The sequence below is a fragment of the Streptomyces sp. C10-9-1 genome, from assembly GCF_024497955.1.
GTDB lineage: Bacteria > Actinomycetota > Actinomycetes > Streptomycetales > Streptomycetaceae > Streptomyces > Streptomyces sanyensis.
Map to the genome: position 1 here is coordinate 184,375 of NZ_JANHKP010000001.1, position 24,520 is coordinate 208,894.

Annotated in this window: 22 protein-coding genes; 8 read left to right on the forward strand and 14 right to left on the reverse strand. The window is 75.9% G+C overall.

What is annotated here, in order from left to right:
• Nucleotides 1–132 precede the first annotated feature (132 nt).
• The 4 genes from NPS70_RS00905 to NPS70_RS00920 all read right to left on the reverse strand — a co-directional run bounded on the left by NPS70_RS00905 (nucleotide 133) and on the right by NPS70_RS00920 (nucleotide 4,117).
• A complete protein-coding gene (locus tag NPS70_RS00905; protein WP_256521576.1) occupies nucleotides 133–951 on the reverse strand; it encodes an ATP-binding cassette domain-containing protein in 819 nt (272 codons plus the stop codon).
• Nucleotides 948–2,012, reverse strand: a complete 1,065-nt coding sequence (locus NPS70_RS00910; protein ID WP_256521577.1) for an ABC transporter permease — start codon at nucleotides 2,010–2,012, stop codon at nucleotides 948–950. Before NPS70_RS00910 ends, NPS70_RS00905 begins: the two co-directional genes overlap by 4 nt.
• A complete protein-coding gene (locus NPS70_RS00915; protein ID WP_256521578.1) occupies nucleotides 2,009–3,025 on the reverse strand; it encodes a sugar ABC transporter substrate-binding protein in 1,017 nt (338 codons plus the stop codon). Before NPS70_RS00915 ends, NPS70_RS00910 begins: the two co-directional genes overlap by 4 nt.
• 318 nt (nucleotides 3,026–3,343) lie before the next feature.
• Nucleotides 3,344–4,117, reverse strand: coding sequence for a GntR family transcriptional regulator (locus NPS70_RS00920; RefSeq protein ID WP_308314965.1), 774 nt, complete (start codon nucleotides 4,115–4,117; stop codon nucleotides 3,344–3,346).
• 101 nt (nucleotides 4,118–4,218) lie between these two features.
• Between NPS70_RS00920 and NPS70_RS00925 the strand changes: the two genes are divergently transcribed.
• Entirely contained in the window at nucleotides 4,219–5,223 is a 1,005-nt protein-coding gene (locus NPS70_RS00925; protein WP_256521579.1) for a Gfo/Idh/MocA family oxidoreductase, read from the forward strand.
• A gap of 17 nt (nucleotides 5,224–5,240) precedes the next feature.
• On the opposite strand, the gene NPS70_RS00930 is transcribed toward NPS70_RS00925, so the two are convergent.
• The 4 genes from NPS70_RS00930 to allB all read right to left on the reverse strand — a co-directional run bounded on the left by NPS70_RS00930 (nucleotide 5,241) and on the right by allB (nucleotide 10,569).
• Complete coding sequence (locus NPS70_RS00930) at nucleotides 5,241–6,428, reverse strand: cytochrome P450 (RefSeq protein WP_256521581.1); 1,188 nt, start codon at nucleotides 6,426–6,428, stop codon at nucleotides 5,241–5,243.
• A gap of 232 nt (nucleotides 6,429–6,660) precedes the next feature.
• Nucleotides 6,661–7,890 carry a sensor histidine kinase gene (locus NPS70_RS00935; protein WP_256521582.1) on the reverse strand — a complete coding sequence of 410 codons (1,230 nt, stop codon included), beginning with the start codon at nucleotides 7,888–7,890 and terminating at the stop codon, nucleotides 6,661–6,663.
• 185 nt (nucleotides 7,891–8,075) lie between these two features.
• Complete coding sequence (alc, locus tag NPS70_RS00940; protein WP_256521583.1) at nucleotides 8,076–9,206, reverse strand: allantoicase; 1,131 nt, start codon at nucleotides 9,204–9,206, stop codon at nucleotides 8,076–8,078.
• A gap of 4 nt (nucleotides 9,207–9,210) precedes the next feature.
• Complete coding sequence (allB, locus tag NPS70_RS00945; RefSeq protein ID WP_256522178.1) at nucleotides 9,211–10,569, reverse strand: allantoinase AllB; 1,359 nt, start codon at nucleotides 10,567–10,569, stop codon at nucleotides 9,211–9,213.
• Between the two features lie 381 nt (nucleotides 10,570–10,950).
• Here allB and NPS70_RS00950 point away from each other — a divergent pair, with 381 nt between their 5' ends.
• On the forward strand, nucleotides 10,951–11,751 hold the full coding sequence (locus NPS70_RS00950) for an IclR family transcriptional regulator (RefSeq protein WP_256521585.1): 801 nt from the start codon (nucleotides 10,951–10,953) through the stop codon (nucleotides 11,749–11,751).
• A gap of 99 nt (nucleotides 11,752–11,850) precedes the next feature.
• Here the strand turns inward: NPS70_RS00950 and NPS70_RS00955 are convergent, their stop codons facing one another.
• Both NPS70_RS00955 and NPS70_RS00960 read right to left on the reverse strand, forming a co-directional pair.
• Entirely contained in the window at nucleotides 11,851–12,522 is a 672-nt protein-coding gene (locus NPS70_RS00955) for an ABC transporter ATP-binding protein (protein WP_256521586.1), read from the reverse strand.
• Nucleotides 12,519–13,625: an ABC transporter permease gene (locus NPS70_RS00960; protein WP_256522182.1), complete on the reverse strand. Its 1,107-nt coding sequence runs from the start codon at nucleotides 13,623–13,625 to the stop codon at nucleotides 12,519–12,521. Before NPS70_RS00960 ends, NPS70_RS00955 begins: the two co-directional genes overlap by 4 nt.
• A gap of 111 nt (nucleotides 13,626–13,736) precedes the next feature.
• Between NPS70_RS00960 and NPS70_RS00965 the strand changes: the two genes are divergently transcribed.
• Both NPS70_RS00965 and NPS70_RS00970 read left to right on the forward strand, forming a co-directional pair.
• On the forward strand, nucleotides 13,737–14,987 hold the full coding sequence (locus NPS70_RS00965) for a sensor histidine kinase (protein WP_256521588.1): 1,251 nt from the start codon (nucleotides 13,737–13,739) through the stop codon (nucleotides 14,985–14,987).
• The gene (locus NPS70_RS00970; RefSeq protein WP_256521589.1) at nucleotides 14,984–15,625 is read left to right on the forward strand and encodes a response regulator transcription factor; all 642 of its coding nucleotides are present in this window, start codon (nucleotides 14,984–14,986) and stop codon (nucleotides 15,623–15,625) included. Before NPS70_RS00965 ends, NPS70_RS00970 begins: the two co-directional genes overlap by 4 nt.
• A gap of 83 nt (nucleotides 15,626–15,708) precedes the next feature.
• Here the strand turns inward: NPS70_RS00970 and NPS70_RS00975 are convergent, their stop codons facing one another.
• The 3 genes from NPS70_RS00975 to NPS70_RS00985 all read right to left on the reverse strand — a co-directional run bounded on the left by NPS70_RS00975 (nucleotide 15,709) and on the right by NPS70_RS00985 (nucleotide 18,967).
• Entirely contained in the window at nucleotides 15,709–16,464 is a 756-nt protein-coding gene (locus tag NPS70_RS00975) for a class I SAM-dependent methyltransferase (protein ID WP_256521590.1), read from the reverse strand.
• 115 nt (nucleotides 16,465–16,579) lie between these two features.
• Nucleotides 16,580–16,960: a DUF5955 family protein gene (locus tag NPS70_RS00980; protein WP_256521591.1), complete on the reverse strand. Its 381-nt coding sequence runs from the start codon at nucleotides 16,958–16,960 to the stop codon at nucleotides 16,580–16,582.
• Between the two features lie 117 nt (nucleotides 16,961–17,077).
• Nucleotides 17,078–18,967, reverse strand: coding sequence for a serine/threonine-protein kinase (locus NPS70_RS00985; RefSeq protein WP_256521592.1), 1,890 nt, complete (start codon nucleotides 18,965–18,967; stop codon nucleotides 17,078–17,080).
• A gap of 307 nt (nucleotides 18,968–19,274) precedes the next feature.
• Between NPS70_RS00985 and NPS70_RS00990 the strand changes: the two genes are divergently transcribed.
• Both NPS70_RS00990 and aceB read left to right on the forward strand, forming a co-directional pair.
• Entirely contained in the window at nucleotides 19,275–19,856 is a 582-nt protein-coding gene (locus NPS70_RS00990) for a nucleotidyltransferase family protein (protein ID WP_256522190.1), read from the forward strand.
• A gap of 330 nt (nucleotides 19,857–20,186) precedes the next feature.
• A complete protein-coding gene (gene aceB, locus NPS70_RS00995) occupies nucleotides 20,187–21,809 on the forward strand; it encodes a malate synthase A (protein ID WP_256521594.1) in 1,623 nt (540 codons plus the stop codon).
• A 102-nt stretch (nucleotides 21,810–21,911) separates the two neighbouring features.
• On the opposite strand, the gene NPS70_RS01000 is transcribed toward aceB, so the two are convergent.
• Nucleotides 21,912–22,178: a hypothetical protein gene (locus NPS70_RS01000; protein ID WP_256522191.1), complete on the reverse strand. Its 267-nt coding sequence runs from the start codon at nucleotides 22,176–22,178 to the stop codon at nucleotides 21,912–21,914.
• 172 nt (nucleotides 22,179–22,350) lie between these two features.
• Between NPS70_RS01000 and NPS70_RS01005 the strand changes: the two genes are divergently transcribed.
• Both NPS70_RS01005 and NPS70_RS01010 read left to right on the forward strand, forming a co-directional pair.
• Entirely contained in the window at nucleotides 22,351–23,190 is an 840-nt protein-coding gene (locus NPS70_RS01005) for an alpha/beta fold hydrolase (RefSeq protein ID WP_256521595.1), read from the forward strand.
• A 169-nt stretch (nucleotides 23,191–23,359) separates the two neighbouring features.
• Nucleotides 23,360–24,265, forward strand: coding sequence for a carbohydrate kinase (locus NPS70_RS01010; protein ID WP_256521598.1), 906 nt, complete (start codon nucleotides 23,360–23,362; stop codon nucleotides 24,263–24,265).
• Nucleotides 24,266–24,520 lie beyond the last annotated feature (255 nt).

Below are 24,520 nucleotides of genomic sequence, written 5' to 3' on the forward strand. Positions count from 1 at the left end.
TCGTCCCTGCGGGTAGGTCGTGGGGGTGCCGGTCCGCTCACCGGGACCCGGGGCGGACGGCGCCCGCCGCCGTCGATGCTAGTACCCATCCCGGCGGGCGGACGCCCGGCGCGGCCCCCGCCGGCCGGACCGTCAGGCGCCCTCGGCCCGGTCGGGGCCCGCGGGGGGCGGGGCGGGCGGGCGCTCCAGCTCGTGGGCGAGGTCCTCCAGCTCGCTGCCGCCGGCCATCTGCCGGGTGAGCTCGTCCAGGGTCACCGCGCCCCGGGTGTGGGCGGCGGCCATGGCGCCGCGCTTGAGGAGCACGAAGCGGTCGCCGACCAGGGAGGCGTGGTGGGGGTTGTGGGTGATCAGCACCACGCCGAGACCCGCGTCACGGGCGGCGGCCACGTACTTGAGGACCACCCCGGACTGCTTGACGCCGAGTGCGGCGGTCGGCTCGTCGAGGACCAGCACCCTGGCCCCGAAGTACACGGCGCGCGCGATGGCCACGCACTGCCGCTCACCTCCGGACAGGGTGCCGATGGGCTGGTCGACGTCGCGCAGGTCGATGCCCATGCGCAGCAGCTCGGAGCGGGTGGTGGCGCGCATCAGCCCGACGTCCAGCCGCCGGAAGGGGCCCTTGCCCCGGACCGGCTCGGAGCCGAGGAAGAAGTTGCGCCAGACCGGCATCAGGGGGACGACGGCGAGGTCCTGGTAGACGGTGGCGATGCCGCGGTCGAGGGCCTCGCGCGGGTTGCCGAGCACCGTCTCCTCCCCCTCGATGCGCAGGGAGCCGGCGTCGTGCCGGTGCAGACCGGCGATGATCTTGATGAGGGTGGACTTGCCCGCTCCGTTGTCGCCGAGGACGCAGGTGATCTCACCGGCGCCGACGGTGAGCGAGACGCCCTCCAGGGCGCGGATGTTGCCGTAGTACTTGCTGACGCCGTCGAGTTCGACGAGGGGGGTGGTCATCGTGTCGCCTCCGCCCGTCGGCGGACCCAGGTGTTGAGGAGGGTGGCCAGCAGGAGCATGGCACCGAGGAAGAAGGTGAACCAGTCGGGGTTCCACTCGGCGAAGACGATGCCCTTGGAGGTCATGCCGAAGATCAGGGCGCCGACGGCCGAGCCGATGGCGGAGCCGTAGCCGCCGGTGATCAGGCAGCCGCCGATGACGGCGGCGATGATGTACGTCAGCTCGTTGCCGACGCCCTCGCCGGACTGCACCACCTCGAAGGAGAACAGCAGGTGCTGGCCCGAGACCCAGGCGGCGAAGGCGACGCCCGTGTACAGCAGCGTCTTGGTCCGCCGGACCGGGACGCCGACCGCGCGGGCGGCCCCGGCGCCTCCGCCCACGGCGAAGACCCAGTTGCCGAAGCGGGTGCGCAGCAGGATCCAGGTGGCGAGCGCCACCAGCAGCAGCCACCACAGGACGGTGGACTTCACGGTGGTGCCGAGGACCGGTGTCTCGGCGAAGACCGCCCGGGCGGAGGCGAAGCCCTCCATGTCGGCGATCGACTTGGTCGACACCGTGCCGCTGACCAGCTTGGTGAGGCCCAGGTTGAGTCCGGTCAGCATCAGGAAGGTGCCCAGCGTGATGATGAAGCTGGGCAGTCCGGTGCGGGTGAGCAGGAAGCCGTTGAAGCAGCCGACGGCCAGGGTGACGAGCAGCGACACCCCGACGCCGACCCAGACGTTGGCGGTCATCTGGTAGCTGAACATCGAGGAGACCAGTGCCGAGGTGGTGACCAGGACACCGGCCGAGAGGTCGAACTCCCCGCCGATCATCAGCAGCGCCACCGGCACCGCCATCACCCCGAGGGTGGAGGCCGCGTACAGCACGGTGTCCAGGCTGGACGGCCGGAGGAAGGAGTCCGCCGCGAAGGAGAAGAAGACGAAGACGGCGACGGCGCCGACCACGGACCCGAGCTCGGGCCGCCCCATCAGGCGGCGTGCGAGCGAGGTGCGCAGCAGCCGCTCGTCGGCCGGCGGCCCGGGTGCCGTGCCGGGGGAGGCGGGCGGTGCGGTGGTGCTCATCGGGTGCCCCGCTCGGTGAGGTCCTTCAGCCGGGCGGCGTCCTCCCGGGTGACGATCTGCGGACCGGTCAGCACGGGCAGGCCGCCGCCGAGGACGTCGGCGTTGTACTTGTAGAGCCACAGCAGGTCCACGGCCTGGTAGCCCTGGAGGTAGGGCTGCTGGTCGACGGCGAAGCCGAGCGAGCCGTCCTGGAGGCCGGCCGCGACCTTGGCGTTCAGGTCGAAGGTGTCGACCTCGGCGCCGGAGCCGGCGGCCCTGGCCGCCTGGACGGCGGCGTCGGCGAAGGGGGCGCCCAGGGTGACGACGGCGTCGATCCCGGGGTCGGCCTGGAGCTTGGCCTCGATGGAGGAGCGGACGTCGGGCATGTTGGTGCCGTCGACGTACAGGTTCTGCAGGTCGCCGCCGAAGCCCTCCCGGGCCCCGTCGCACCGCTGCTCGTGGCCCACGTTGCCCTGCTCGTGCAGGACGCACAGGGCCTTGGCGCGGCCGCGGGCCTCCAGCTCCTCGCCGACGGCGCGGCCGGCGACGGACTCGTCCTGGCCGATGTGGGTGAGGGCGCCGAACTCCCTGGACTGCTCGGATCCGGAGTTGACCGTGATCACGGGGATACCCGCCCGGCGGGCCTTGCCGACCACGGCCTTCATGGCCTCGGGCTTGGCGAGGGTGACGATGAGCGCGTCGACGTCCTTGGCGATGTAGGAGTCGACGAGCTGCGCCTGCTGCTGGGCCTCGTCGCTGTGGGCGTAGAGGAAGTTGATGTTGTCCTTGGCCGCCGCCTCCCGGGCGCCCTTCTGGACGATGTCCCAGAAGGTGTCGCCGTCACCGGAGTGGGTGACCATCGCGAAGGTCCAGCGGGGTGTGGTGACCGCGGCCTCGCCCCGGGCGGCCTCCGCTGCCCTGCGCGCGTCCTCGGCGCGCTTGCCGCCGGTGCTGCTGCATCCGGCGAGCCCCATGCCGACCGCCACTGCGAGCACCGCGCCGATCACGCGGAGTCCTGTCCTTGCCCGTGCCACGAAGACGTGCCCTTCTTGCTCTGCCGTTCCTGCGGGCCCGTCCGGCCCGGCCGGGGAGGCACCGCCCGGTCCCGGCCGCCGACCAGTATCCGTCACGCCTGGTGGCGGCGGCCGAAACGGGTGGGGGCGGGCGGTGGTGCGGGGCTCGTGCATGGCGGTCCGCCGTCCTGTCCCGGGGCCGCCCGGGTGCGGCCGGACTGCGTTTCTACGGCGGGCCCGGAACCCGGTCAAGGGCCTCTCCGGACGCCCGGGGCCGGGGTGGCGTGTTCCGGTCATACCGGCGGGCGGCCCCCGGTCCGGCGCACGGGACGGGCGCGCTCAGGGGCGGACCAGGAGCTGGAACTCGAAGGCGTAGCGGCCCGCCCGGTAGACGTGGGAGCCGTACTCGACCGCACGGCCCGTGTCGTCGAAGGTGGTGCGCTCCATGGTGAGCAGCGGGGCACCGGGCTTCTCGCCGAGCAGCTCCGCCTCCGGGCCGTCCGCCGCCCGGGCGCCGACCGTCTGGCGGGCGCTGTGGAGGGTGATGCCGGCCGCCCGCATGATCCGGTAGAGACCGGTGGCCTCCAGCCGCTCGCTGTCGCAGTCCAGCAGCCGGGCGGGGAGGTGGTTGCGCAGCCGGGCCACCGGCTCGCCGTGCGCGAGGCGCAGCCGCTCGATCCGCCGCACCTCGCTGCCCTCGGCGATGCCCAGCGACGCCGCGACGAGCGCGTCGGCGGGCTCGACGGTGTTGGCGAGCACGGTGGTGGCGGGGTCCTGCCCGGCGGCCTCCAGGTCGTCGTACAGGCTGCTGAGCTCCAGCGGGCGGCGCACCCGGCTGTGCACCACCTGGGTGCCGACACCGCGCCGCCGGACCAGCAGCCCCTTGTCCACGAGCGACTGGATGGCCTGGCGGACGGTGGGGCGGGACAGCCCGAGGCGTCCGGCGAGGTCGATCTCGTTGCCGAGCAGGCTTCCCGGGGTGAGCACACCGCCCTCGATGGCCGATTCCAGCTGCTGGGCGAGCTGGAAGTAGAGCGGGACCGGGCTGCTGCGGTCCACGCTCAGCGGTAGCGGCGCTGCGGGGTCGGGGTCGTGGCGGGGCTGCTTGGGCACGTGGGGGAGCGTAGTCGCACGCCATGCCGACGGGAAGCCATCAGGTCCAATTGTCAGGACAAACTCTTGACAGGGGGGCGCGCGACCCCCACCTTTGGGCCATGCGCATCGGATTGATCGGCACGGGACGGATCGGCGGCTTCCACGCCGGGATCCTCAGCCGCCACCGCGAGGTGGGTTCCCTGGTCGTTGCGGACACCGACGCGGCGCGGGCGGTGGCGACGGCCGACCGCTACGGGGCCACCGCGGCCCCCAGCGCCCACGAGGTGTTCGCCTGGGGCGTGGACGCGGTGGTGATCGCCTCGGCGACCGCCGCGCACGCCGAACTCATCGGCCGGGCCGCCCGCAGCGGGCTTCCGGCCTTCTGCGAGAAGCCGATCGCCCTGGACCTGCCGGGAACCCTCGCGGCGCTGCGCGAGGTGGAGGAGGCGGGCACCGCGCTGCAGGTCGGCTTCATGCGGCGCTTCGACGCCGGGTACACGGCGGCGCGGGAGCGCGTCCGCTCCGGGAGGCTGGGGCGGCTGCACACCGTCAGGGCGGTGACCTCCGATCCCGCACCGCCGCCCGCCGACTACCTGCCGCTGTCGGGCGGGCTGTTCCGGGACTGCCTGGTGCACGACTTCGACATCCTGCGCTGGGTGACCGGCCGGGAGATCACCGAGGTGTACGCGACGGGCTCGGACGGTGCGGGCGCCGCCTTCCGGGAGGCGGGCGACGTGGACACGGCCGCGGCGCTGCTCACCCTGGACGACGGCACCCTGGCGACGGCCACGGCGACCCGCTGCAACGGCGCGGGCTACGACGTGCGGATGGAGCTGGCGGGCGAGCTGGACCAGGTGGCCGTCGGGCTGGACGACCGCACCCCGATCAGCTCGGTCGAACCCAAGGGCCTGCCGCCCGTCGACAACCCGTGGCCGGGGTTCATGGAGCGCTTCGCCCCGGCGTACGAGGCCGAGCTGGACGCCTTTCTGCGCCTGGTGACCGGCGAGGGCGACAACCCCTGCGACGGCCGGGAGGCACTGACCGCCCTACGGGTGGCGGAGGCGTGCGAGCTGTCCCGGGCGGAGCGCCGCCCGGTGCGGCTGGAGGAGGTCCCGGGCGGCTGACCGGCGCCCCGGGCGGGTCACCAGCGCACCGGGAGGCGCCGGGTGCCGCGGATCAGCAGTCCCGGCAGCCACTCCTCGGGTCCCGCGTCGGGGTCCGGCGCCAGCCCGGGGCAGCGGGTGAGGAGCGAGGCCAGGGCGGTCCGCGCCTCCAGCCGGGCGAGCGGCGCGCCGAGGCAGAAGTGGATGCCGTGCCCGAAGGCCAGGTGCCCGCGGGCGTCGCGGCGGATGTCGAAGCGGTCGGGTTCGGGGAAGCGCGCGGGGTCGCGGTCCCCGCCCGCGAGGCAGACCAGCACGGTCTCCCCCGCGGGCACGGTGGTCCCGCCGTAGGTGACGGGTCGGGTGGTGAAGCGCAGGGTGGCGTTCTCCACCGGGCCGTCGTAGCGGAGCATCTCCTCGACGGCGCCGTCCAGCAGCCCGGGGTCGGAGCGCAGCAGGGCGAGTTGGTCGGGGTGGGCGAGCAGGGCGCGCACCCCGCCCGCGATCAGGTTGACGGTCGTCTCGTGTCCGGCGATCAGCAGGAGGTAGGCGAGCGAGCGCAGCTCGGTGCCGGTCAGCGGCTCCTCCCCCGGCTCCGCGTCGGACGCCGTGCCGATCAGCGCGGAGAGGAGGTCGTCCGACGGTCCGGAGCGGCGCTTGTCGGCGATCAGTCCGTCGAGGTAGGCGCCGATGCCGAGCACGGCCGCCTCCCCGGCCGCGACGGAGGTGGGCGCGACGATCTCGTCGGACCAGGCCCGGAAGGCGTCCCGGTCGGCGGCGGGGACACCCAGCAGTTCGCAGATGACGATGATGGGCAGCGGGAAGGCCAGGTGCTCCACCAGGTCCGCGCGGCCGCGGGGGACCATCGCGTCGAGCAGTCCGTCGGTGATCTCCTGCACCCGCGGTGCCAGCCGCTGGGCCCGGCGCGCGGTGAACTCCCGGGCCACCAGGCGCCGCAGGCGCGTGTGGTCGGGCGGGTCGACGGAGAGCAGGGTGGAGCCGATGACCTCCTGGTCGAAGCGGACCACGCCCACCGTGGCGGGCGACTTGGACAGGGCCGGGTCGGCGAGCGCCCGGCGCGCCTCCTCGTATCCGACGACCAGCCAGAAGTGCGTGCCGTCCTCGCCGCGCAGTCGGTGGACGGGGCCGTCCTGGCGCAGACGGGCGTAGGTGGGATACGGATCGGCGGTGAACTCGGGCCCGTACACGGCGAGATCGGCTGTCGTCATCGCCTCAGCCTACGAAGCGCGGGCGCCCCCGTCATCGCAGGGCGGCCCGGCGGCGGGGGCGGGGAGCGTGATCCGGACACGGCCGCCGGGGGGCCGTTTCCGCCGCGGTACGCGGCAGGCGGGTCCTCGGCGGGGCGGGAGGCGGGTGCGAGGTCGGCGCGATCTCGGCGCCGGGCGGCCGCGGTCGGGCGCCGGGACCGCCGGGCCGCCGGAGCCGGGAGGCGCCGGGCAGTCAGGGCGGCCAGGGCAGCCAGGCGGCCACCCGGAACCCGCCCTCGCCGGTGCCCCCGTGCTCCAGGCGCCCGCCCGCCAGCACGGCGCGCTCGGTCAGGCCGATGAGCCCCTGCCCGGAGCCGGGCACCGGCTGCACCTCGCCCGCGGGAGCGGGGTTGGCGACCTCGACGCTGAGCCCGTCCCCCGGACGTCCCCGCACGACGACGCGGACCGCGGTGCCGGGTGCGTGCTTGCGGGCGTTGGTCAGCGCCTCCTGGGCGATGCGGTAGGCGGTGCGGCCGGTGGACGCGGGCACCCCTCCCGGGTCGGGGACGTCGCTGTCGAGCACGACGTCCATCCCGGCCCCGCGGGACTCCTCGACGAGCGCGCCGAGGGCGGCGAGGGTGGGCCGGGGGCGGTCGGGGGCCCCGCCGTCGTCCCCCGGCGCGCGCAGCACCCCGATGATCTCGCGCAGGTCCTGGAGGGCCTCGTGGGCGCTGTCCCGGATCACCCCCGCGGCACGGGCCACCTCGGCGGCAGGGGCGCCGGGGCGGAACTCCAGCGCTCCCGCGTGCACGGACAGCAGGGTGAGGCGGTGGGCGAGCACGTCGTGCATCTCCCGGGCGATGGCCTCGCGGGCGAGCCGCTGGGCCTGCTCGGCACGGAGCGCGGCCTCCGCCTCGGCCCTGCGGGCGCGCTCCCGCAGGGCCCTGAACAGTTCCCTGCGGGACCGCACCAGCATCCCCCAGCCGACCATCAGCAGCACCAGCACCAGCCCGGCGACGACCGACGCCGGGTAGGAGGCCCCCGGATCCGGGCGCACCAGCGGCTGGACCACGGCGGAGACGGCCGCGAGGACGCCGACGGCGGCGACCGGCCGGAAAGGGCGGTGGACGGCGAGGCTGAACAGGGCGAGCATCGACGCGCCGCCCGCGGTGGGCGCGAGGACTCCGACGACGAGCGCCCCCACCGCCAGGGCGACGGGGAAGCGGCGGCGCACCCACAGTGCTCCGCAGGCCGCGGCACCCGCGACCAGGTCGGCGGCGACGAGCGCCTCGGGGGTGTCCGCCTGCTGTACCGCCTCCCCGGCGAGCAGGCCGATCCCGGCGGCGAGCAGGAACACCAGGCTGTCGACCACCCAGTCCCGCACGGTGCGCCGCGGGCGGGGCCGGCCGCCGGGTGCGGGGCCCCGTTCGGGCGGCTCCGCCATGGCGGAGGGCAGCAGCCAGGGGTACTCCGTGCGCGTCATGCGGCACACGGTAGGGCGCCGGGTGGCGGGATCCGGGGAAGGGCGTGGGGAGGCGGACCGCGGGGCGGGCAGGACCTCTCCCGGAAGCTGCCGGATGCCGGGGCCCTGCGGTGCGGCGGCGCGGGGCCCGCCGCACCGCCGCACCCGCCGGTGCGCTCCGCGGGCGGGAGGGTGACGCGCCCCGGTCAGCCGCCCAGTTCCCGGTGGCGGGCGGCGAGTTCCGCGGCGCCGCGCTCGGTGAGGGAACCGAAGAGCCGCAGCCGGGAGATGCCGCCGTCGGGGTAGATGTCGAGCCGGGCGTCGGTGCCCGCGGCGGGGGTGCCGAGCACGAAGCGGTGGTTGGTGTCGGGCTGGAGGCGGGTGCGGGGCAGGACCTCGCGCCACTCGCCGTCCTCGCCGTCGCGGAGCGAGAGGGCGGCCCAGCCCGCGCTGTTGCCCTTGAGGTAGGCGGTGTCGATCTCGACGGCGCGGACCTCGCAGTGGGCGGCCAGGTGGTAGCGGATCCAGTCGTTGCCCCGGTCCCGGCGGCGGCGGGTCTCCCAGCCGTCGTCCATCTTGCGCGAGCGGCCGGGCTGGATGGTGTTGGCGGCCGGGGAGTAGAAGCGGTCGGAGGCGTCGTCGACGCAGCCGCCGTTCTCCAGGGCCGCCACGTCGAAGGTGCCCAGGGCGGCCAGCCACTGCGGGTCGGGGGCCACCTCGCCGTACACCCGCAGCCGGGCGATGCCCCCGTCGGGGTGCTGGTTGACGCGCAGGTGGGTGTAGCGCTGCTCGCCGCGGACGGCGAAGCCGTTGGCGGCGTGGCCGCCGACGGCGGTGCGGGGGACGAGGGTCGTCCACTTCACGTCGCCCGACAGCAGTTCCCCGGGGGAGGGCGACCCGGCGACCGCGGCGCCCTCGACGGAGACCGCCTGCGGGTAGTTGCCGCGGAAGTGGGCGGTGTCGACGACGATGCCGCGGACGACCCCGGGGGCTCCGAGGCGGACGAGCGCCCAGTCGTGGTCCTCCGCGGCCGGGTGGGGCTCGGCGGCGGAGGCGCCTCGGCGGCGGCGGGTCTCCCAGCCGTCCATGACCTTGCCCTTGTGGCCGAAGTGCTCGGGGTCGAAGTGCGCGGCCTCGGGCCTGAGCAGGTTCTCGCGCTCGGCGAAGAACTCGTCGTTGGCGGCGATCACGCCCGCGCCGAGCCGGCGGTCGGCGAGGTCGGTCAGGTGCGAGAAGGGGAAGCCCCCGGGGCCGGGGCCGCGGTAGTCGGCGTAGGGGTCGCCGCCGCCGTAGGGGGCCGCGTCGCCGGTGAAGGACGGGAGGGAGGATGCGGACACGGTTTCAGTTGTTCCTTTCGAGCAGTCGGCCCGCCGGTCCGGCGACCTCGCCGCCGGTGGCGATGCGTCGGCCCCGCAGCCAGGTCGAGCGGACGACGCCGTGCAGCGTCCGGCCCGCGTAGGCGGTCACCCGGTTGCGGTGGTGGAGGCGGGCAGGGTCGACGGTGAAGGTCTCGTCCGGCGCGAGGACGGCGAAGTCGGCGTCCCGTCCGGCCTCGACGGCGCCCTTGCGGTCCAGGCCCGCGAGGGCCGCGGGGCCGGCGGACATCCAGCGGACGACGTCGTCGAGGGTGTGGCCCCGGCGGCGGGCCTCGGTCCAGACGGCGGGCAGGCCCAGCTGGAGGGAGGAGATGCCGCCCCAGGCGGAGGCGAAGTCGGGGGTCTTGAGGTCGGTGGTGCAGGGCGAGTGGTCGGAGACGATGCAGTCGATGGTGCCGTCGGCGAGGCCCTGCCAGAGCAGGTCCTGGTTGGCCGACTCCCTGATCGGGGGGCAGCACTTGAACTCGGTGGCGCCGTCCGGGATCTCCTCGGCGGTCAGGGTGAGGAAGTGGGGGCAGGACTCGACGGTGACCGCCACGCCCCGGCGGCGGGCGTCGGCGATCAGGGGGAGGGCGTCGCTGGAGGAGAGGTGCAGGATGTGCACGCGTGCGCCGAGGCGCTCGGCGTGGCCGATGAGGGACTCGATCGCGGTGTTCTCCGCGTCGCGGGGGCGGGAGGCGAGGAAGTCGGCGTACCGGGGCCCCGGCCGCCGGGGCGCGGCGTCGAGGTGGTGGGGGTCCTCGGCGTGGACGATCAGCAGTCCGCCGAAGCCCGCGATCTCGGCCATGGCACGGGCGAGGTGCTCCTGGTCGAGTGCGGGGAACTCCTCGACGCCGGAGGGCGACAGGAAGCACTTGAAGCCGAACACGCCGGCGTCGTGCAGCGGGCGCAGGTCCGTGAGGTTCGCGGGGATCGCACCGCCCCAGAAGCCGGTGTCCACGTGCGCCTTGGAGCGGGCCACCGCCTGCTTGGTGCGCAGGTGGTCCGCGGTGGTGGTGGGGGGCAGGGAGTTGAGCGGCATGTCGAGCAGGGTGGTGATGCCTCCGGCCGCCGCGGCGCGGGTGGCCGTCCAGAACCCCTCCCAGGCGCTGCGCCCGGGGTCGTTGACGTGGACGTGGGTGTCGACGAGCCCCGGGAGCAGGACGTCGTCGCCGAGGTCCTCCACCCGGGCTCCGGGGGGCGGGGCGGTGTCGTGGGGGTCGACGGAGGCGATGGTGCCGCCCGCCACGGCGACCGCCGCGGGGCGGGTGCCCTCGGGGGTGACGACCCTCGTCGAGCGCAGTACGAGCGTCACGTCGGCGTTCACGGCCGCGGTGTCGTCCACGTCGGGCACCCGTCCACCTCATCTCTCTCGGCACCGGGGGATCCTGTATCCAGCGTCCGGCAGCGCACGGCAAACCGAAAATTCAACGAACTGTTGAAGCGATCAGGAGTCTTCCCCTCCGCCGCACCCCCGTCAAGACCTCCCCGGCAGAAGGGCGGCCCCCGGGGGAGGGATTGGACGTTTCCACAAAGCGGAAGTAGTTTTCCGCAGAGCGATTGGGGTGGTTCCTCCGAGGGAGACCCCGCCCACTCCTCCCCGGGGCGGCCGACACCGGGACAAACGGGCCCTGACCGGCAGGGACGGCCCGGCGGGCGCGAGCCGCCCGGCGCGGGCGACCGGTAGGCTGCTGCCTTGCCCCGCCTGCCCGAAAGGACCGCCGACGTGCCGACGTCCCACGCCACCGACGCAGCCAAGCCCGCCGCCAGCGGAGGGGTGCAGTCCCTGGAGCGCGCCTTCGACCTCCTCGAACGCATGGCCGACGCCGGGGGTGAGGTCGGGCTCAGCGAGCTGTCGGCCAGCAGCGGGCTCCCGCTGCCGACCATCCACCGGCTGATGCGCACCCTCGTGGCCTGTGGCTACGTGCGCCAGCAGCCCAACCGCCGCTACGCGCTCGGCCCCCGGCTGATCCGTCTCGGCGAGTCCGCCTCGCGCCTCCTCGGCACCTGGGCCCGCCCCTACCTGGCCCGCCTGGTGGAGGAGACCGGCGAGACGGCGAACATGGCCCTCCTCGACGGCGACGAGGTCGTCTACGTGGCCCAGGTGCCCTCCAGGCACTCCATGCGGATGTTCACCGAGGTCGGGCGCCGGGTGCTCCCCCACTCCACCGGGGTGGGCAAGGCACTCCTCGCGCACACCCCGGCGGAGGAGGTCGCCGCGCTGCTGGCCCGCACCGGGATGCCCGCCGCCACCGAGAAGACGATCACCACCCCCGAGGGCTTCCTCGCGGCCCTGGAGCAGGTCCGCAGCACCGGCTACGCGGTGGACGACAACGAGCAGGAGATCGGCGTGCGCTGCCTCGCCGTCCCCGTACCCGACTCCCCCACCGCCGCGGCCATCTCGATCTCCGGCCCCGCCGGACGGGTGACGGAGGCGGCCACGGACACGATCGTGCCGCTCCTCCAGGAGGTCGCCCGCGAGCTGTCGGCCGCCCTGAGCAGCAACGGCGGGACGCCCGGCGCCTGAGGGCCCGGCCCGGGCGCCCGCCGGGAAGCGGCACGGGCGCCCGCCGGGAAGCGGCACGGGCGCCCGCCGGGAAGCGGCACGGGCGCCCGGGCCGGCGGGTCAGGCCCCGGTCAGGCGCCCGTCCCGCATCGTCAGCACCCGGTCCGCCCGCGCCAGGTGCTCCCGGTCGTGGGTCACCAGCACGGTCGCGGTCCCGCGCTCCCGGGTGAGGCCCACCAGCAGGTCCAGCACCGCCGCGCCGCGCTCGTGGTCCAGTGCGGACGTGGGCTCGTCGACGAGCAGCACCGCGGGGTCGTTCATCAGGGCCCGGGCGATGTTCACCCGCTGCCGCTGCCCCCCGGAGAGCCGGTGGGGGCGGCGGTCCGCCTCGCCCGCCAGACCCACCGCGGCCAGCAGCTCCCGCGCCCGGTCACGCGCCGCGGCCGGCGGGCGACCCGACAGGTGCGCCATCAGCTGCACCTGCTCCGCCGCAGTGAGCGACGGCAGCAGGTTGGGCTGCTGGAAGACGATCCCCACCCGCTCACGGCGCAGCCGGGAGCGGGCGCCGCGGTCCAGCGCCGCCGTGTCGGCGCCGTCCACGACGACCCGTCCGCGGTCCGGTGCGATCAGGGTCGCCGCCACGGCGAGCAGGCTCGACTTGCCGGAGCCGGAGGGACCGACCACCGCCGCCACCGTCCCCGCGGGGACGTCGAGGCGGACGCGGTCCAGGGCGGTCAGACGGCCGCCGCCGTCCTCGTAGGTCAGCGTGACGTCGTCGAGCAGCAGGGTCATCGGGCGCTCCCCAGAGCGGTCAGCGGGTCGACGGCGGTGATGCGCCGCACGGACAGGGCGGCCCCGGCGGCACCGAGGACCACGGTCACGGCCGCGGGCACCAGCACCGTGGCCGGCTCCACGGCGAAGGGCACCTCGCTCCGCCCGATGAGCAGCCCGGCCCCCGCGGCCAGGGCGGTCCCGGCGAGGGTGCCGGCGGTGAGCACCAGCAGCGCCTGGCCGAGCGCGTCGCGCAGCAGGTAGCCGGTCGAGGCCCCGAGCGCCTTCAGCACGGCGATCTCCGGGGCGCGCTGCACCGTCCACACCGTGAAGAAGGCTCCCACCACGAGGGCGGAGATGGCGAAGAGGAATCCGCGCATCAGCTGGAGGGAGCCGTTCTCCGCCTGGTAGGAGCCGATGGCGGCGAGGGCCTCGTCGACCGTGAGCGCGGTGGTGCCCAGAGCCTCGTCGGCGGCTTCGGACGCGGCGGCCGTGAAGCCCTCCCCCGTCGTCAACGCGATCACCGTGGCTCCGCCGGGCGCGCCGGGCAGCCGCCGCCAGTCCTGGAGCGCGGTCCACACCACGGGAAGGTGGGCGTGGGAGGCGTCGCCTTCCACCGCGGCGACCGCGGCCGTGCCCGGACCGAGGCGCACCCGGTCTCCCACCCGGACACCGAGCTCCTCGGCGGCCCGGGCGGACAGCACCACCCGCCCCGGAGCGAGCCCGCCGGGTGCCAGGCGCCCGCCGGGCTCCGCGCCGAAGGCGGCGACGGCGACCCGGGCGGCACCGCCGCCCGTTCCACCGCCGGAGCCCGGGGCGGCGGCGGCCTCGGTGGTGCGCACACCGAGGGGTGCGGCGTCCACCACCCCGGGGCGCCGCGCCCAGGAACGCCACTGCCCTTCGGACACGGCCGAGTCCGAGAAGGACGGCGACCTGCCGTCGGGCGGTTCGGCGAACACCAGCCGGTCGGCCGGAAGGCCGGTCACCCCCGAGACGTTCTCCCTGGCCAACCCGGCCGTGAGCCCCGACAGCAGGCCCACCAGCAGGGTGACGAGCACGATCACCGTGCCCATCAGCGCGAACCGCCCCTTGGCGGTCCGCAGATCTCTCCATGCGACGAACATGGCGTCCAGCCTGCTCGGCGGGGCGGTCGGCGGCATCGCACCCGGGTGCACCGCCGGGTCAACCTTTCGGTTGACCCGGCTCCCGGCGGGCCCGCTTAGGCTGGACGGGACATGGACTCCCGCACCCTCACCCCCGTCCTGCGCGTGCTGCGGCTGTGCCTCCACGCCCTGCTGCTGGGCCTGCTGGCACTGGCCGCCGCGCGGGCCGCCGCCCGCGGCGGGCCGCAGGCGCCCGCCGCCGCTGCCCTCGCCGCGCTCACGGCCTGCGTCTACACGGCCGGGGTCCTCGTGCCCGCCGTCCGGCACTCCGCCCGGGCCTCGGGCGTGTGGCTGGCCGCCCTCGGGGCCGCCTGGCTGGCACTGCTGGCCGTCTCCCCGGACGCGCTGTGGGTGGCGTTCCCGCTCTACTTCCTCCAGCTGCACCTGCTGCCGAGGCGCTGGGCGCTGGGCGCCGTCGCCGCCACCGCCGCAGCGGCCATCGGCGGTTTCCTGGCCCACGACGGCACGGCCACCCCCGGCACCTTCATCGGCCCCCTGCTGGGCGGTGCCGTCGCCGTCGCCACCGTCCTCGGCTACCAGGCGCTGTACCGGGAGAGCGAGAGCCGCCGCCGGCTGATCGAGGAACTCGTCGCCACCCGTGCGGAGCTCGCCGCCGCCGAGCGCACCGCGGGCACCCTCGCGGAGCGCGAGCGGCTGGCCCGCGAGATCCACGACACCCTCGCCCAGGGCCTGTCGAGCATCCAGCTGCTGCTCCGCGCCGCCGAGACCTCGCTCGCCGGGGACGACCCGGCCGCCCGGCACGTCGCACAGGCGCGCCGCGCCGCACAGGACAACCTGGCCGAGGCGCGCCGCTTCGTCCGGGCCCTCTCCCCGCCCGACCTGGAGCAGGGCTCCCTGCACGGCGCGCTCCGGCGCCTGTGCGCGGGCACCACCGGCCCCGAGGTCCGCTTCGGGGTGAGCGGCACGCCCGTCGAGCTGCCGACGCCGTACGAGGTGGCGCTGCTGCGCACCGCCCAGTCGGCCCTGGCCAACACGGCCCGGCACGCGGGGGCGTCCCGCACCGAGGTCACCCTCAGCTACATGGACGCCTCGGTCTGCCTGGACGTGGTGGACGACGGCGCGGGCTTCGACCCCGCCCGGGCCCTGCGGGCGGCGCCGCGCGGCGACGGCGGGTTCGGCCTGCGGGCGATGCGGGCCCGGGCCCGGGCCCTCGGGGGCACGCTGAGTGTGGAGTCCGCACCGGGCCAGGGGACGGCGCTGGCGGTGACCCTGCCGATGCCGGACCGGGACGCGGCGGTGGACGCCCCCGGCGCCGGGCCCGCCCGCCGCGAGGCGCGGGAGGCCGGGGGGTGCGCCGCATGAACGCGGCCGCCCCGATCCGGCTGCTGCTCGCGGACGACCACCCGGTCGTCCGGGCGGGGCTGCGCGCGGTCCTGGACACCGAGGACGGCTTCACGGTCGTCGCCGAGGCCGCGACGGCCGAGGAGGCGGTACGCAGGGCCGCGGCGGGCGGGATCGACGTGGTGCTGATGGACCTCCGGTTCGGGCCGGGCCTGCACGGTGCGCAGGCCACCGAGCAGATCACGGCGCTGCCCGAGGGGCCCCGGGTCCTGGTGCTGACCACCTACGACACGGACGCCGACATCCTGGCCGCCGTCGAGGCCGGAGCGGCCGGGTACCTGCTCAAGGACGCGCCTCCGGGTGAACTCGCGGCGGCGGTGCGCACGGCGGCCGCGGGCCGGTCGGCGCTCGCCCCGGCCGTGGCGCACCGGCTGATGGACCGGATGCGGTCTCCCGCGCAGGCGCTGACCAAGCGGGAGCTGGAGGTGCTGGGGCTGGTCGGCGAGGGGCTGTCGAATCTGCAGATCAGCAGGCGCCTGTTCCTGAGCCAGGCCACGGTGAAGTCCCATCTGGTGCACATCTACGCCAAGCTGGGTGTCGATTCGCGCACCGCGGCGGTGGCCGCCGCGGCCGGGCGGGGCCTGATCCGGCGCGGCTGAGGGGCCGGGGACCGCGGTGCGCGGCCGCTCGCCCGCGCCCGGCGACGGGTGCCGGGCAGCGCCGGGGCCGGCCTCCCGGACCGTCAGGGCTTGCGGGCCTCGACGAGTGTGCGGGTGGAGTGGGCGAGGAAGACCCCGTGCTCCAGGATGTGCTCGTGCAGCTCGCGCAGACGCTCCCGGTGGGTGTCCACCGTGAACCCCGGAACGGTCCAGACCACCTTGCGGAGGAAGTACACGACGGCGCCGACGTCGAGGAACTCCATGCGCAGCCGCTCCGTGCGCAGGTCCGCGACCTCCAGCCCGGCGGCCCGCGCGTCCGCGGCCTCCGCGTCCGGGTGGCGCAGGGCACGGGCCTGCGGCTGCGGGCCGAGGAAGTACTCCACCAGCTCCCAGGCGGTCGCGGGCCCGATGTGCTGCGCCAGATAGGTGCCTCCGGGGCGCAGCACCCGCGCGATCTCCTCCCACCACACGGTGGCGGGGTGGCGCGAGGTGACGAGGTCGAACGCCCCGTCGGCGAAGGGCAGGGGCGGCTCGTCGGGATCGGCGACGACGACCACGCCCCGGGGGTGCAGCAGCCGGGTCGCCCTGGCGAGGTTCGGCGGCCAGGACTCCGTCGCGGCCATGGTGCGGGGCAGCTCGGGCACCCCGGCGAGCACCTCTCCACCGCCGGTCTGGATGTCCAGCGCCGCCCCCGCCGCGGCCAGCCTCCGGCCCATCAGGCCCTGGTAGCCCCAGGAAGGGCGCTCCTCGGTTGCCCGCCCGTCGAGCCAGGAGAAGTCCCAGCCCTCCACGGACACGCCACCGGCCTCGTCCAGCAGTTCCTGGAATGATCGGTCCACCGCCCCAGTGTGGCCGAAGCGGGCGGCCGCCGCCGTGCCGGGGCCGCGTGTCGGGGCCCGTCCGGCCGGGGCCGCGGCGCGGCCGCGCTCGTCGACACCGGCACCGCGGCCCGGCTCAGGGGCTGCCGGGGTGCCCCGGGTCGGTGCCGGGCGGGGCGAACGGGCCGTCAGCCGCGGGCTGCACGGGCGGCGCGGCCTCGGCGAAGAGGTCGACGGCGTGGCGGACCTGCAGCAGTGCGTGCGACAGCGCGCTGACCGAGCCCACGGCACCGGCCACCAGCAGCAGCGAGCGCCGCATCCTGCGGATCTCCGGGTCTCCGGCCGCGGCCATCGCCGCCAGCACCGCCAGTTCGTCCTCGGCTATGCCCCGGTCGCCGAACTCGGCCGGATGACCGGCCAGTTCGCGGCGGAGCCGGGAGACGGCCGCACGCAGGCGCGCCACCCTCGGATCCTCGCCGCTCCCCGCCACACGCGTCTGCCCCACGCTCCGTAACACGGCCCCGCCCCTCGCACGTCCAGGTGCCCCTGCGCACCCCGCGGGCAGGTGCAGCGCCCGAGGGGTGCGGGCAAGTAAACGCCATCGCCCCGCAACACGCCACCGGCAGGACGGAATTCAGGACGCGGCGGCTCGTTCGATCGCATCGCGCCAGACGGTGACGTCCAGGGTGATGTAGGCGCTGGGGTCGGTCTCCGGCGCCTTGCCCTGGTAGGTCGCGACCCCGACGTGCCCGGAGTCGGTGAGCACGCAGAAGCGGGAACCTTTGGAGAGGATCTTCAGGTCGATGATCGTGGCGTAACGCGTCTCCGTGCGGCAGGTGTCCAGGTCGGCGGTCTGGCTGGAGCGCAGCAGGACCAGCTTGCCGTTGTCCGTGCGCACCTGGTCGGTGAGCCCGCTGTAGCGCAGGTCGGAGGGCGTGGAGTCGTCCACGGGCTTGAGCGGCTCGTCGTCGAGGGTGAGGTGGTAGCCGTGGACGACGTCGAGCCCCCGGTACACACGGGCCTCGGGATCGTCCAGGGGCTCGTCCGGCGGGAGGTCCGCGCCGGGGCCCTCGTCGTCGTCCGCCGGGCCCTCCGGGGTGGCCTCCGCTCCGGCGGCGGGGCTCTCGGCCGCCGGGGCGTCCGCCTCGGCGGCGCTGCGGCCGGGGTCCGCGGCCCGGCTCTGCCCGGCGGCGTCCCCGCTGCCCCCGTCGCCGGAGAGGGCGAGGTAGGCGCCGCCGCCCGCCGCGCCGGCCAGCACCAGGAGGGCGGCCGCGGCGAGGGCGGCGGTGCGTCCGGTCCTCTTGGCGGGCCCGGGTGCCGGCGCGGGCACCGGGGCGACCGGTCCGGTGCCCGCGTACCCGGTGGGCCCGCCGGGCTGCCGGGGCGCGGCCGGATGCGGGTGGCCGTAGCCGGGGGTGTGCGGCGCGGGCGTTCCCGGGTAGCCGTACGCCGGCTGGATGGTGTGCCCCGGCTGGGGGCCCGTCGGGGCCTGGGGCGCGGACGGCGGGGTCGGGGGACCGAAGCCCGGGGGCGGGGTGGCGGGGGCCGCCGGCACCGTGGCCGGACGGGTGGGCGGCGCGGCGGGGTGGGTGGGCTGTGCGGCGGGCGGCGCGGGTGCGGCCTTGCGGGTGGTGATCTCCTGCGCGACGACGCTCGGCAGCCACTCGTCGGGGCGGCGCAGGACGGTGCCGTCGCCCGCCGCCTGGCAGAGCGCGAGGATGTCCGCGACCGGGGGGCGGTCCTCGGGAGCCTTGGCCATGCAGCGGGTGACCAGTTCCCGGAGTTCCTCGGGGAGGCCGGTGAGGTCGGGCTCCTCGTGGACGATCCGGTACAGCACACCGTGCGAGGTGCCCTCGCCGAAGGCGGCCCTGCCGGTGGCGGCGTAGGCGGTGATCTGGCCGAGGGCGAAGATGTCCGTGGCCGGGGTGATCCGGCTGCCGGCCGCCTGCTCGGGGGCCATGAAGGACGGGGTGCCGATGGTGACGCCGCTGCCCGTGAGGGAGGTGGCGTCGGCCGCCCGCGCGATCCCGAAGTCGATCACCCGGGGGCCGTCCGCGGCGAGCAGCACGTTGGCCGGCTTGAGGTCGCGGTGGACGATGCCCGCGCCGTGGATGACCTGGAGGGCCTCGGCGACTCCGGCGACGAGCAGCAGCACGGTCTGCACGGGCAGCCGCCCGTGCTGGACGACCGCGTCGGCGAGCGAGGGGCCGGGTACGTAGGCGGTGGCCAGCCACGGCTGCTCGGCCTCGGCGTCCGCGTCGATGACGGGCGCGGTGAACAGCCCCTGCACCCGCTGGGCGGCCTGGACCTCCTGGGCGAACCGGCGGCGGAACTCGGCGTCCTGGCCGAAGTCGGGGCGGATCACCTTGATCGCCACGGCCCTGCCGCCGGGGGTGTAGGAGAGGTAGACCTTCCCCATGCCCCCGGCGCCGAGGCGGGCGGCGAGCCGGTACCCGGCGACGCTCCTCGGATCGCCGTCCCCCAGCGGTTTGAAGACCGTATCCCCCTGCGCGCGCCCAGTCATCGACTCTCGATCCCCCTGATGAAGCCTCAGTATTCGGACGTGCACCCTATCCAAGAGGGATGCACGCCCTCCAACGCGAGGGCGCGAGGGCGTCCGCGCGGGGCGCCGCCAAGAGAACCGAGGAGAAGCCGCCATGACGGACCATCGACCCCGCGGCACGGAGGGACGGCCGGACCGGCGGCCCGCGACCGGAGCCGGGGCGGGGGGTGCGGAGCCGCCCGGCGGGCGGGCCCGGACGGGCGGCGGCGCGGCCCGGACGGGCGGGCACACCGCCCCTGCCGCGGGCCGCGCCCCGGGGCGCGGCCGTGTGGCGGGGCTGCTGCTCGCGGCGGGAGGGGGCAGGCGGCTGGGCGGGCGCCCCAAGGCGCTGCTGCCGTACCGCGGCGGGCTGCTGGTGGAGCATGCGGTGGAGGTGCTGCGCGCGGGCGGCTGCGGGCCGGTGCACGTGGTGCTCGGTGCGCAGGCGGAGCGGGTCCGCGAGCGGGCTCCGGGGCTCGCGGGGTGCACGGTGGCCGTGAACGAGCGGTGGGAGTCGGGCATGGGGTCCTCACTGCGGGTCGGCCTGGACTCGCTCGCCCGGGCGGGCGGCGCGGACGCGGTCCTGGTGCTGCTGGTCGACCAGCCGGGCATCGGCCCCGAGGCGGTGGCCCGGGTGCGGGCGCACGGAGCACGGGACGCGCTGGCGGCGGCCTCGTACGGGGGCCGTCGCGGGCACCCGGTGCTGTTCGGTGCGGAGCGGTGGGACGAGGTGGCGGCGAGCGCGGCCGGGGACCGCGGGGCGCGGGCCTACCTGGCCGCCCACGAGGAGGCGGTGACGCTGGTGGAGTGCGGCGACGTGGCCGAGGAGGCCGACATCGACACGCCCGGGGACCTGCGGCACCTGCGCTGACTCCCCCGCCCGGGCGTGCGCAGGGTCGCACCGCCCCCGCCGGGCGCCCGGACGGTCCGCGCCCGGGCCCCGCGGGCCGGGAGGGAGGACGCCCGGTGAACGGCGTGGCACGGTGCGCCACGGTCTGTCGACCCGGAGAATCTCGATGTCAACAAACCATTGAACTTCCACTATGCGATAACTACTATCCACTGATCAGAAGCGCCTGCCCCATCGGACGGCGCCCGCGGCCGTACCCCGGGCCCGTGGCACCCGGTGCCGCCACGGCGGCCCGCACGTCCCGGTGCCGTCCTCGAAGACCGTGAAGCCCGCTGAAGGAAGTGACAGCTCATGTCCGCACCAGCGCCGTCCCCGCTGGCCATCGTCGAAGCCGAGCCCCTGCCGCGGCAGGAGGAGGTCCTGACCGAGGCGGCCCTCGCGTTCGTGGCCGAGCTGCACCGCCGGTTCACGCCCCGGCGCGACGAACTGCTCGCCCGCCGCGCCGAGCGCCGCGCGGAGATCGCCCGCACGTCCACGCTGGACTTCCTCCCGGAGACCGCCGCCGTCCGCGCGGACGACTCCTGGCGGGTCGCCCCCGCGCCGCCGGCCCTCGACGACCGCCGTGTGGAGATCACCGGGCCCACCGACCGCAAGATGACCGTCAACGCCCTCAACTCCGGCGCCAGGGTCTGGCTCGCCGACTTCGAGGACGCCTCAGCCCCCACCTGGGAGAACGTCGTCCTGGGCCAGCTCAACCTGATCGACGCCTACGAGCGCCGCATCGACTTCACCGACCCCCGGTCGGGCAAGTCGTACGCGCTGCGCCCCGCCGGGGAACTGGCCACCGTCGTGATGCGGCCGCGCGGCTGGCACCTGGCCGAACGCCACCTGACCGTCGACGGCTCCCCCGTCCCCGGTGCGCTGGTCGACTTCGGCCTCTACTTCTTCCACAACGCCCGGCGCCTGCTCGACGCCGGCAAGGGCCCGTACTTCTACCTCCCGAAGACGGAGTCCCACCTGGAGGCGCGCCTCTGGAACGACATCTTCGTCTTCGCCCAGGACCACGTCGGCGTTCCGCAGGGCTCGGTCCGCGCCACGGTCCTGATCGAGACCATCACCGCGGCCTACGAGATGGAGGAGATCCTCTACGAACTGCGCGACCACGCCTCGGGCCTGAACGCGGGTCGGTGGGACTACCTCTTCTCCATCGTCAAGAACTTCCGCGACGGCGGCGAGAAGTTCGTCCTGCCGGACCGCAACGCGGTCACGATGACCGCCCCGTTCATGCGCGCCTACACCGAACTGCTGGTCCGCACCTGCCACAAGCGCGGCGCGCACGCCATCGGCGGCATGGCGGCCTTCATCCCCTCGCGCCGCGACGCCGAGGTCAACCGGGTGGCCTTCGAGAAGGTCAAGGCCGACAAGGACCGCGAGGCCGCCGACGGCTTCGACGGCTCCTGGGTCGCCCACCCCGACCTCGTGCCGATCGCGATGGCCTCCTTCGACGCCGTCCTCGGCGACCGCCCGAACCAGAAGGACCGGCTGCGCGAGGACGTCTCCGTCGCCGCGGGGGACCTGATCGCCGTCGACTCCCTCGACGCCCGTCCCACCTACGAGGGCCTGCGCAACGCGGTCCAGGTCGGCATCCGCTACATCGAGGCATGGCTGCGCGGACTCGGCGCCGTCGCCATCTTCAACCTCATGGAGGACGCGGCCACCGCGGAGATCTCGCGGTCGCAGATCTGGCAGTGGATCAACGCGGGCGTCGTCTTCGAGAACGGCGAGCGGGCCACCCCCGAACTCGCCCGCACCGTGGCGGCCGAGGAACTCGCCGCGATCCGCGAGGAGCTGGGCGGGGAGGCGTTCGCCGCCGGCCACTGGCAGCAGGCCCACGACCTGCTGCTGAAGGTCGCCCTCGACGAGGACTACGAGGACTTCCTGACGCTCCCGGCCTACGACCAGCTCACCGGCTGAACCCGCGCCCGAAGCCGCGAGCCGTCCGCCCTCCGTCCCTCGGCACCGCACAGCACCGGGGGACGGGGGGCGCCGCGCTGCACGGCGGTCCGGTCGGCCGGCTCAGTCGAGCGCCTCGTACTCCTCGGGCGGGCACACCAGTCCGGGCCGGTGCACGTAGTCGCCGCCGTGGAGCGCGAGCATGGCCCAGTGCCACGCCTCGTCGTGGAAGACGAGGGTGCGGTAGGCCGCCTCCGGCGGTTCGTACGGATAGCAGTCCATCGCCTCGTGCGCGGCACGACCGGCCGGCATCCCCCCGTGGGTGCGCATCACCCAGGCGTATCTGCGGCGCTCCCCCGCCAGGTACGCCACGTACTCCTCCTCGGTCATGTCCACCGGACCACCCTACGGTCCTGCGCGCCCGCACCGGCCGCGCCGGTGGCCCTCCCCGAGCCGCGGTGAGCGGCCGTGCCCGTGGCCCGGTCCCACCGCTGCGCGTTCCCCGTCCCGGGGCCGGGAACGCGCTTGCCCCGCACGCCGGGGCGCTGCGAGAGTTCGGGCCATGCACACGTTCCCCGCCCCCGACGGCACGCCCCTCGCCTACCACCCCTCCGGAGCGGGAGCGCCCCTGGTCTGCCTGCCCGGAGGGCCGATGCGCGACTCCGCGTACCTCGGCGACCTGGGCGGTCTCGGGGACACGGGGGTGCGGACGGTGCGTCTGGACCTGCGCGGAACCGGCGACTCGGGGGTCCCGGCCGACCCCGGCAGCTACGCCTGCGAGCGCCAGGTCGAGGACGTCGAGGCGCTGCGCCGCCACCTCGGGCTCGACCGGATCCGGCTGCTCGGGCACTCGGCGGGCGCCGCGCTGGCCGTGCTCTACACGGCCCGCCACCCCGAACGTGTCTCCTCGCTCGTGCTGGTGACGCCTCAGACGGAGCCCCTGGGCGAGCCGGTGCGCGTCGAGGACCGGCTGGAGACGGCCCTGCTGCGCAAGGGCGAGGAGTGGTTCCCCGCCGCCTACGCCGCGATGGAGGCCATCACCGAGGGCCGGGCCACCGAGGACGACTGGGCCGCGGCGGCCCCGCTCAGCCACGGCCGGTGGGACGAGGCCGCCCGCGCCCACCGGGCCGCCGGACCCGCGCAGCGCCACCCCGGGGCGGCCGCCGCCTACGCGGCGGAGGACATCGACCCGGACACCGTCCGCACGGCCCTGGGCGCCTACCGGGGCCGGACCCTGCTGCTCGCCGGGGAGTTCGACGTCGCCGCTCCTCCGCGCCCGGTCACCGCCTGTGCCTCGGCCTTTCCCGAGGCCGAGACCGCGGTGCTCCCGGGCGCGGGGCACTTCCCCTGGCACGACGACCCCGCGGGCTTCGCCTCGGCGGTTGCGGGCTTCCTGGCCTGACGTCCGCGCCGGCACGGCCCCTCGCCCGGGACGCGGCACCGCCCCGGGCGCGGGCGGGCGGTGCGCGCGGTACGGTCCACGGGCGGCACGGCGCGGCCCCGCACCGAACCGGCCACGGCGGGTGCGCCGACGAGGCGTCCCGCACGAGAACGCAGGAGAGGCAGCAGCCGTGATCGTCGTCGCCGGAGAGGCCCTGATCGACCTCGTACCGCTCTCGGCGGGCGACCCGCTGGCGCCCCTGCGCCCGGTGCGCGGCGGCGGCCCCTACAACACGGCCGTCGCCCTGGCCCGCCTCGGCGCCGAGGCCGCCTTCTGCTCCCGGATCTCGACCGACGCCTTCGGCGACGCCCTGGTCGGGCGGCTGCGGGAGGAAGGAGTGGGAGTCGGCCTGGTCCAGCGGGGACCGGAGCCCACCACCCTGGCCCTGGCCTCGCTCGGCGCCGACGGCTCGGCCGTCTACGACTTCCGCACCGAGGGCACGGCGGACCGCCTCTTCCGCGCCCCGGGCGGGCTCCCCGGGGGCACGCTGGCGGTCGCGTTCGGCACCTGCTCCCTGGTCCTGGAACCCGGCGCGAGCGCCTACGAGGAGCTGATGCGGGAGGCCGCGGGGCAGGGCGTGTTCACCGCGCTGGACCCCAACATCCGGCCCGGGCTGATCCCGGACGCCGACGCCTACCGGCGCCGCTTCGAGCGGTGGCTGCCGCACACGGGCCTGCTGAAGCTGAGCGAGGAGGACGCGGCCTGGCTCGGCGGCGCGGTCCCGGACTGGCTGTCCGCGGGGCCGGGCGCCGTCGTCGTCACCCGGGGCGCGCGGGGCCTGCGGGTGCACCTCCGCGAGGGCGCACCGGTGGAGGTACCGGCCGCGCCGGTCGAGGTGGTGGACACCATCGGCGCGGGCGACACCGTCTACGCCGCCCTGCTGCACGCGCTCGCGCAGCGCGGGGCCCTGCGCCCGGGCGCGCTCGGCGCCCTGGCACGGGACGACTGGCGGGAGGTGCTGGCGTTCGCCGCCCGTGCCTCGGCCCTGACCTGCTCCCGCCGGGGAGCGGAACCGCCGTACGCGGGCGAGCTCTGAGGGGGTGCCCCGCGTCCCGCACGGGGAGTGCGGGCGGGCACCGGGGGACCGCGGCCCGGTCGCCCCGTTCGTGACCGCCGTGCCGGAGCGCCCCGGTCGCCCGGATGCGGCCACCCGGCCCTGCCCGGTGGCGGGGCCCTTCACCGGGGCGCGCCGTCCTCCCCCGGCTCCACCGCGCGCGTCCTCCGGCCCCGCCGACACGATCCGACCGTGCGCGGGCCGGTCCGACGGGCGTGCCCTCCTCACCGCAGCCGG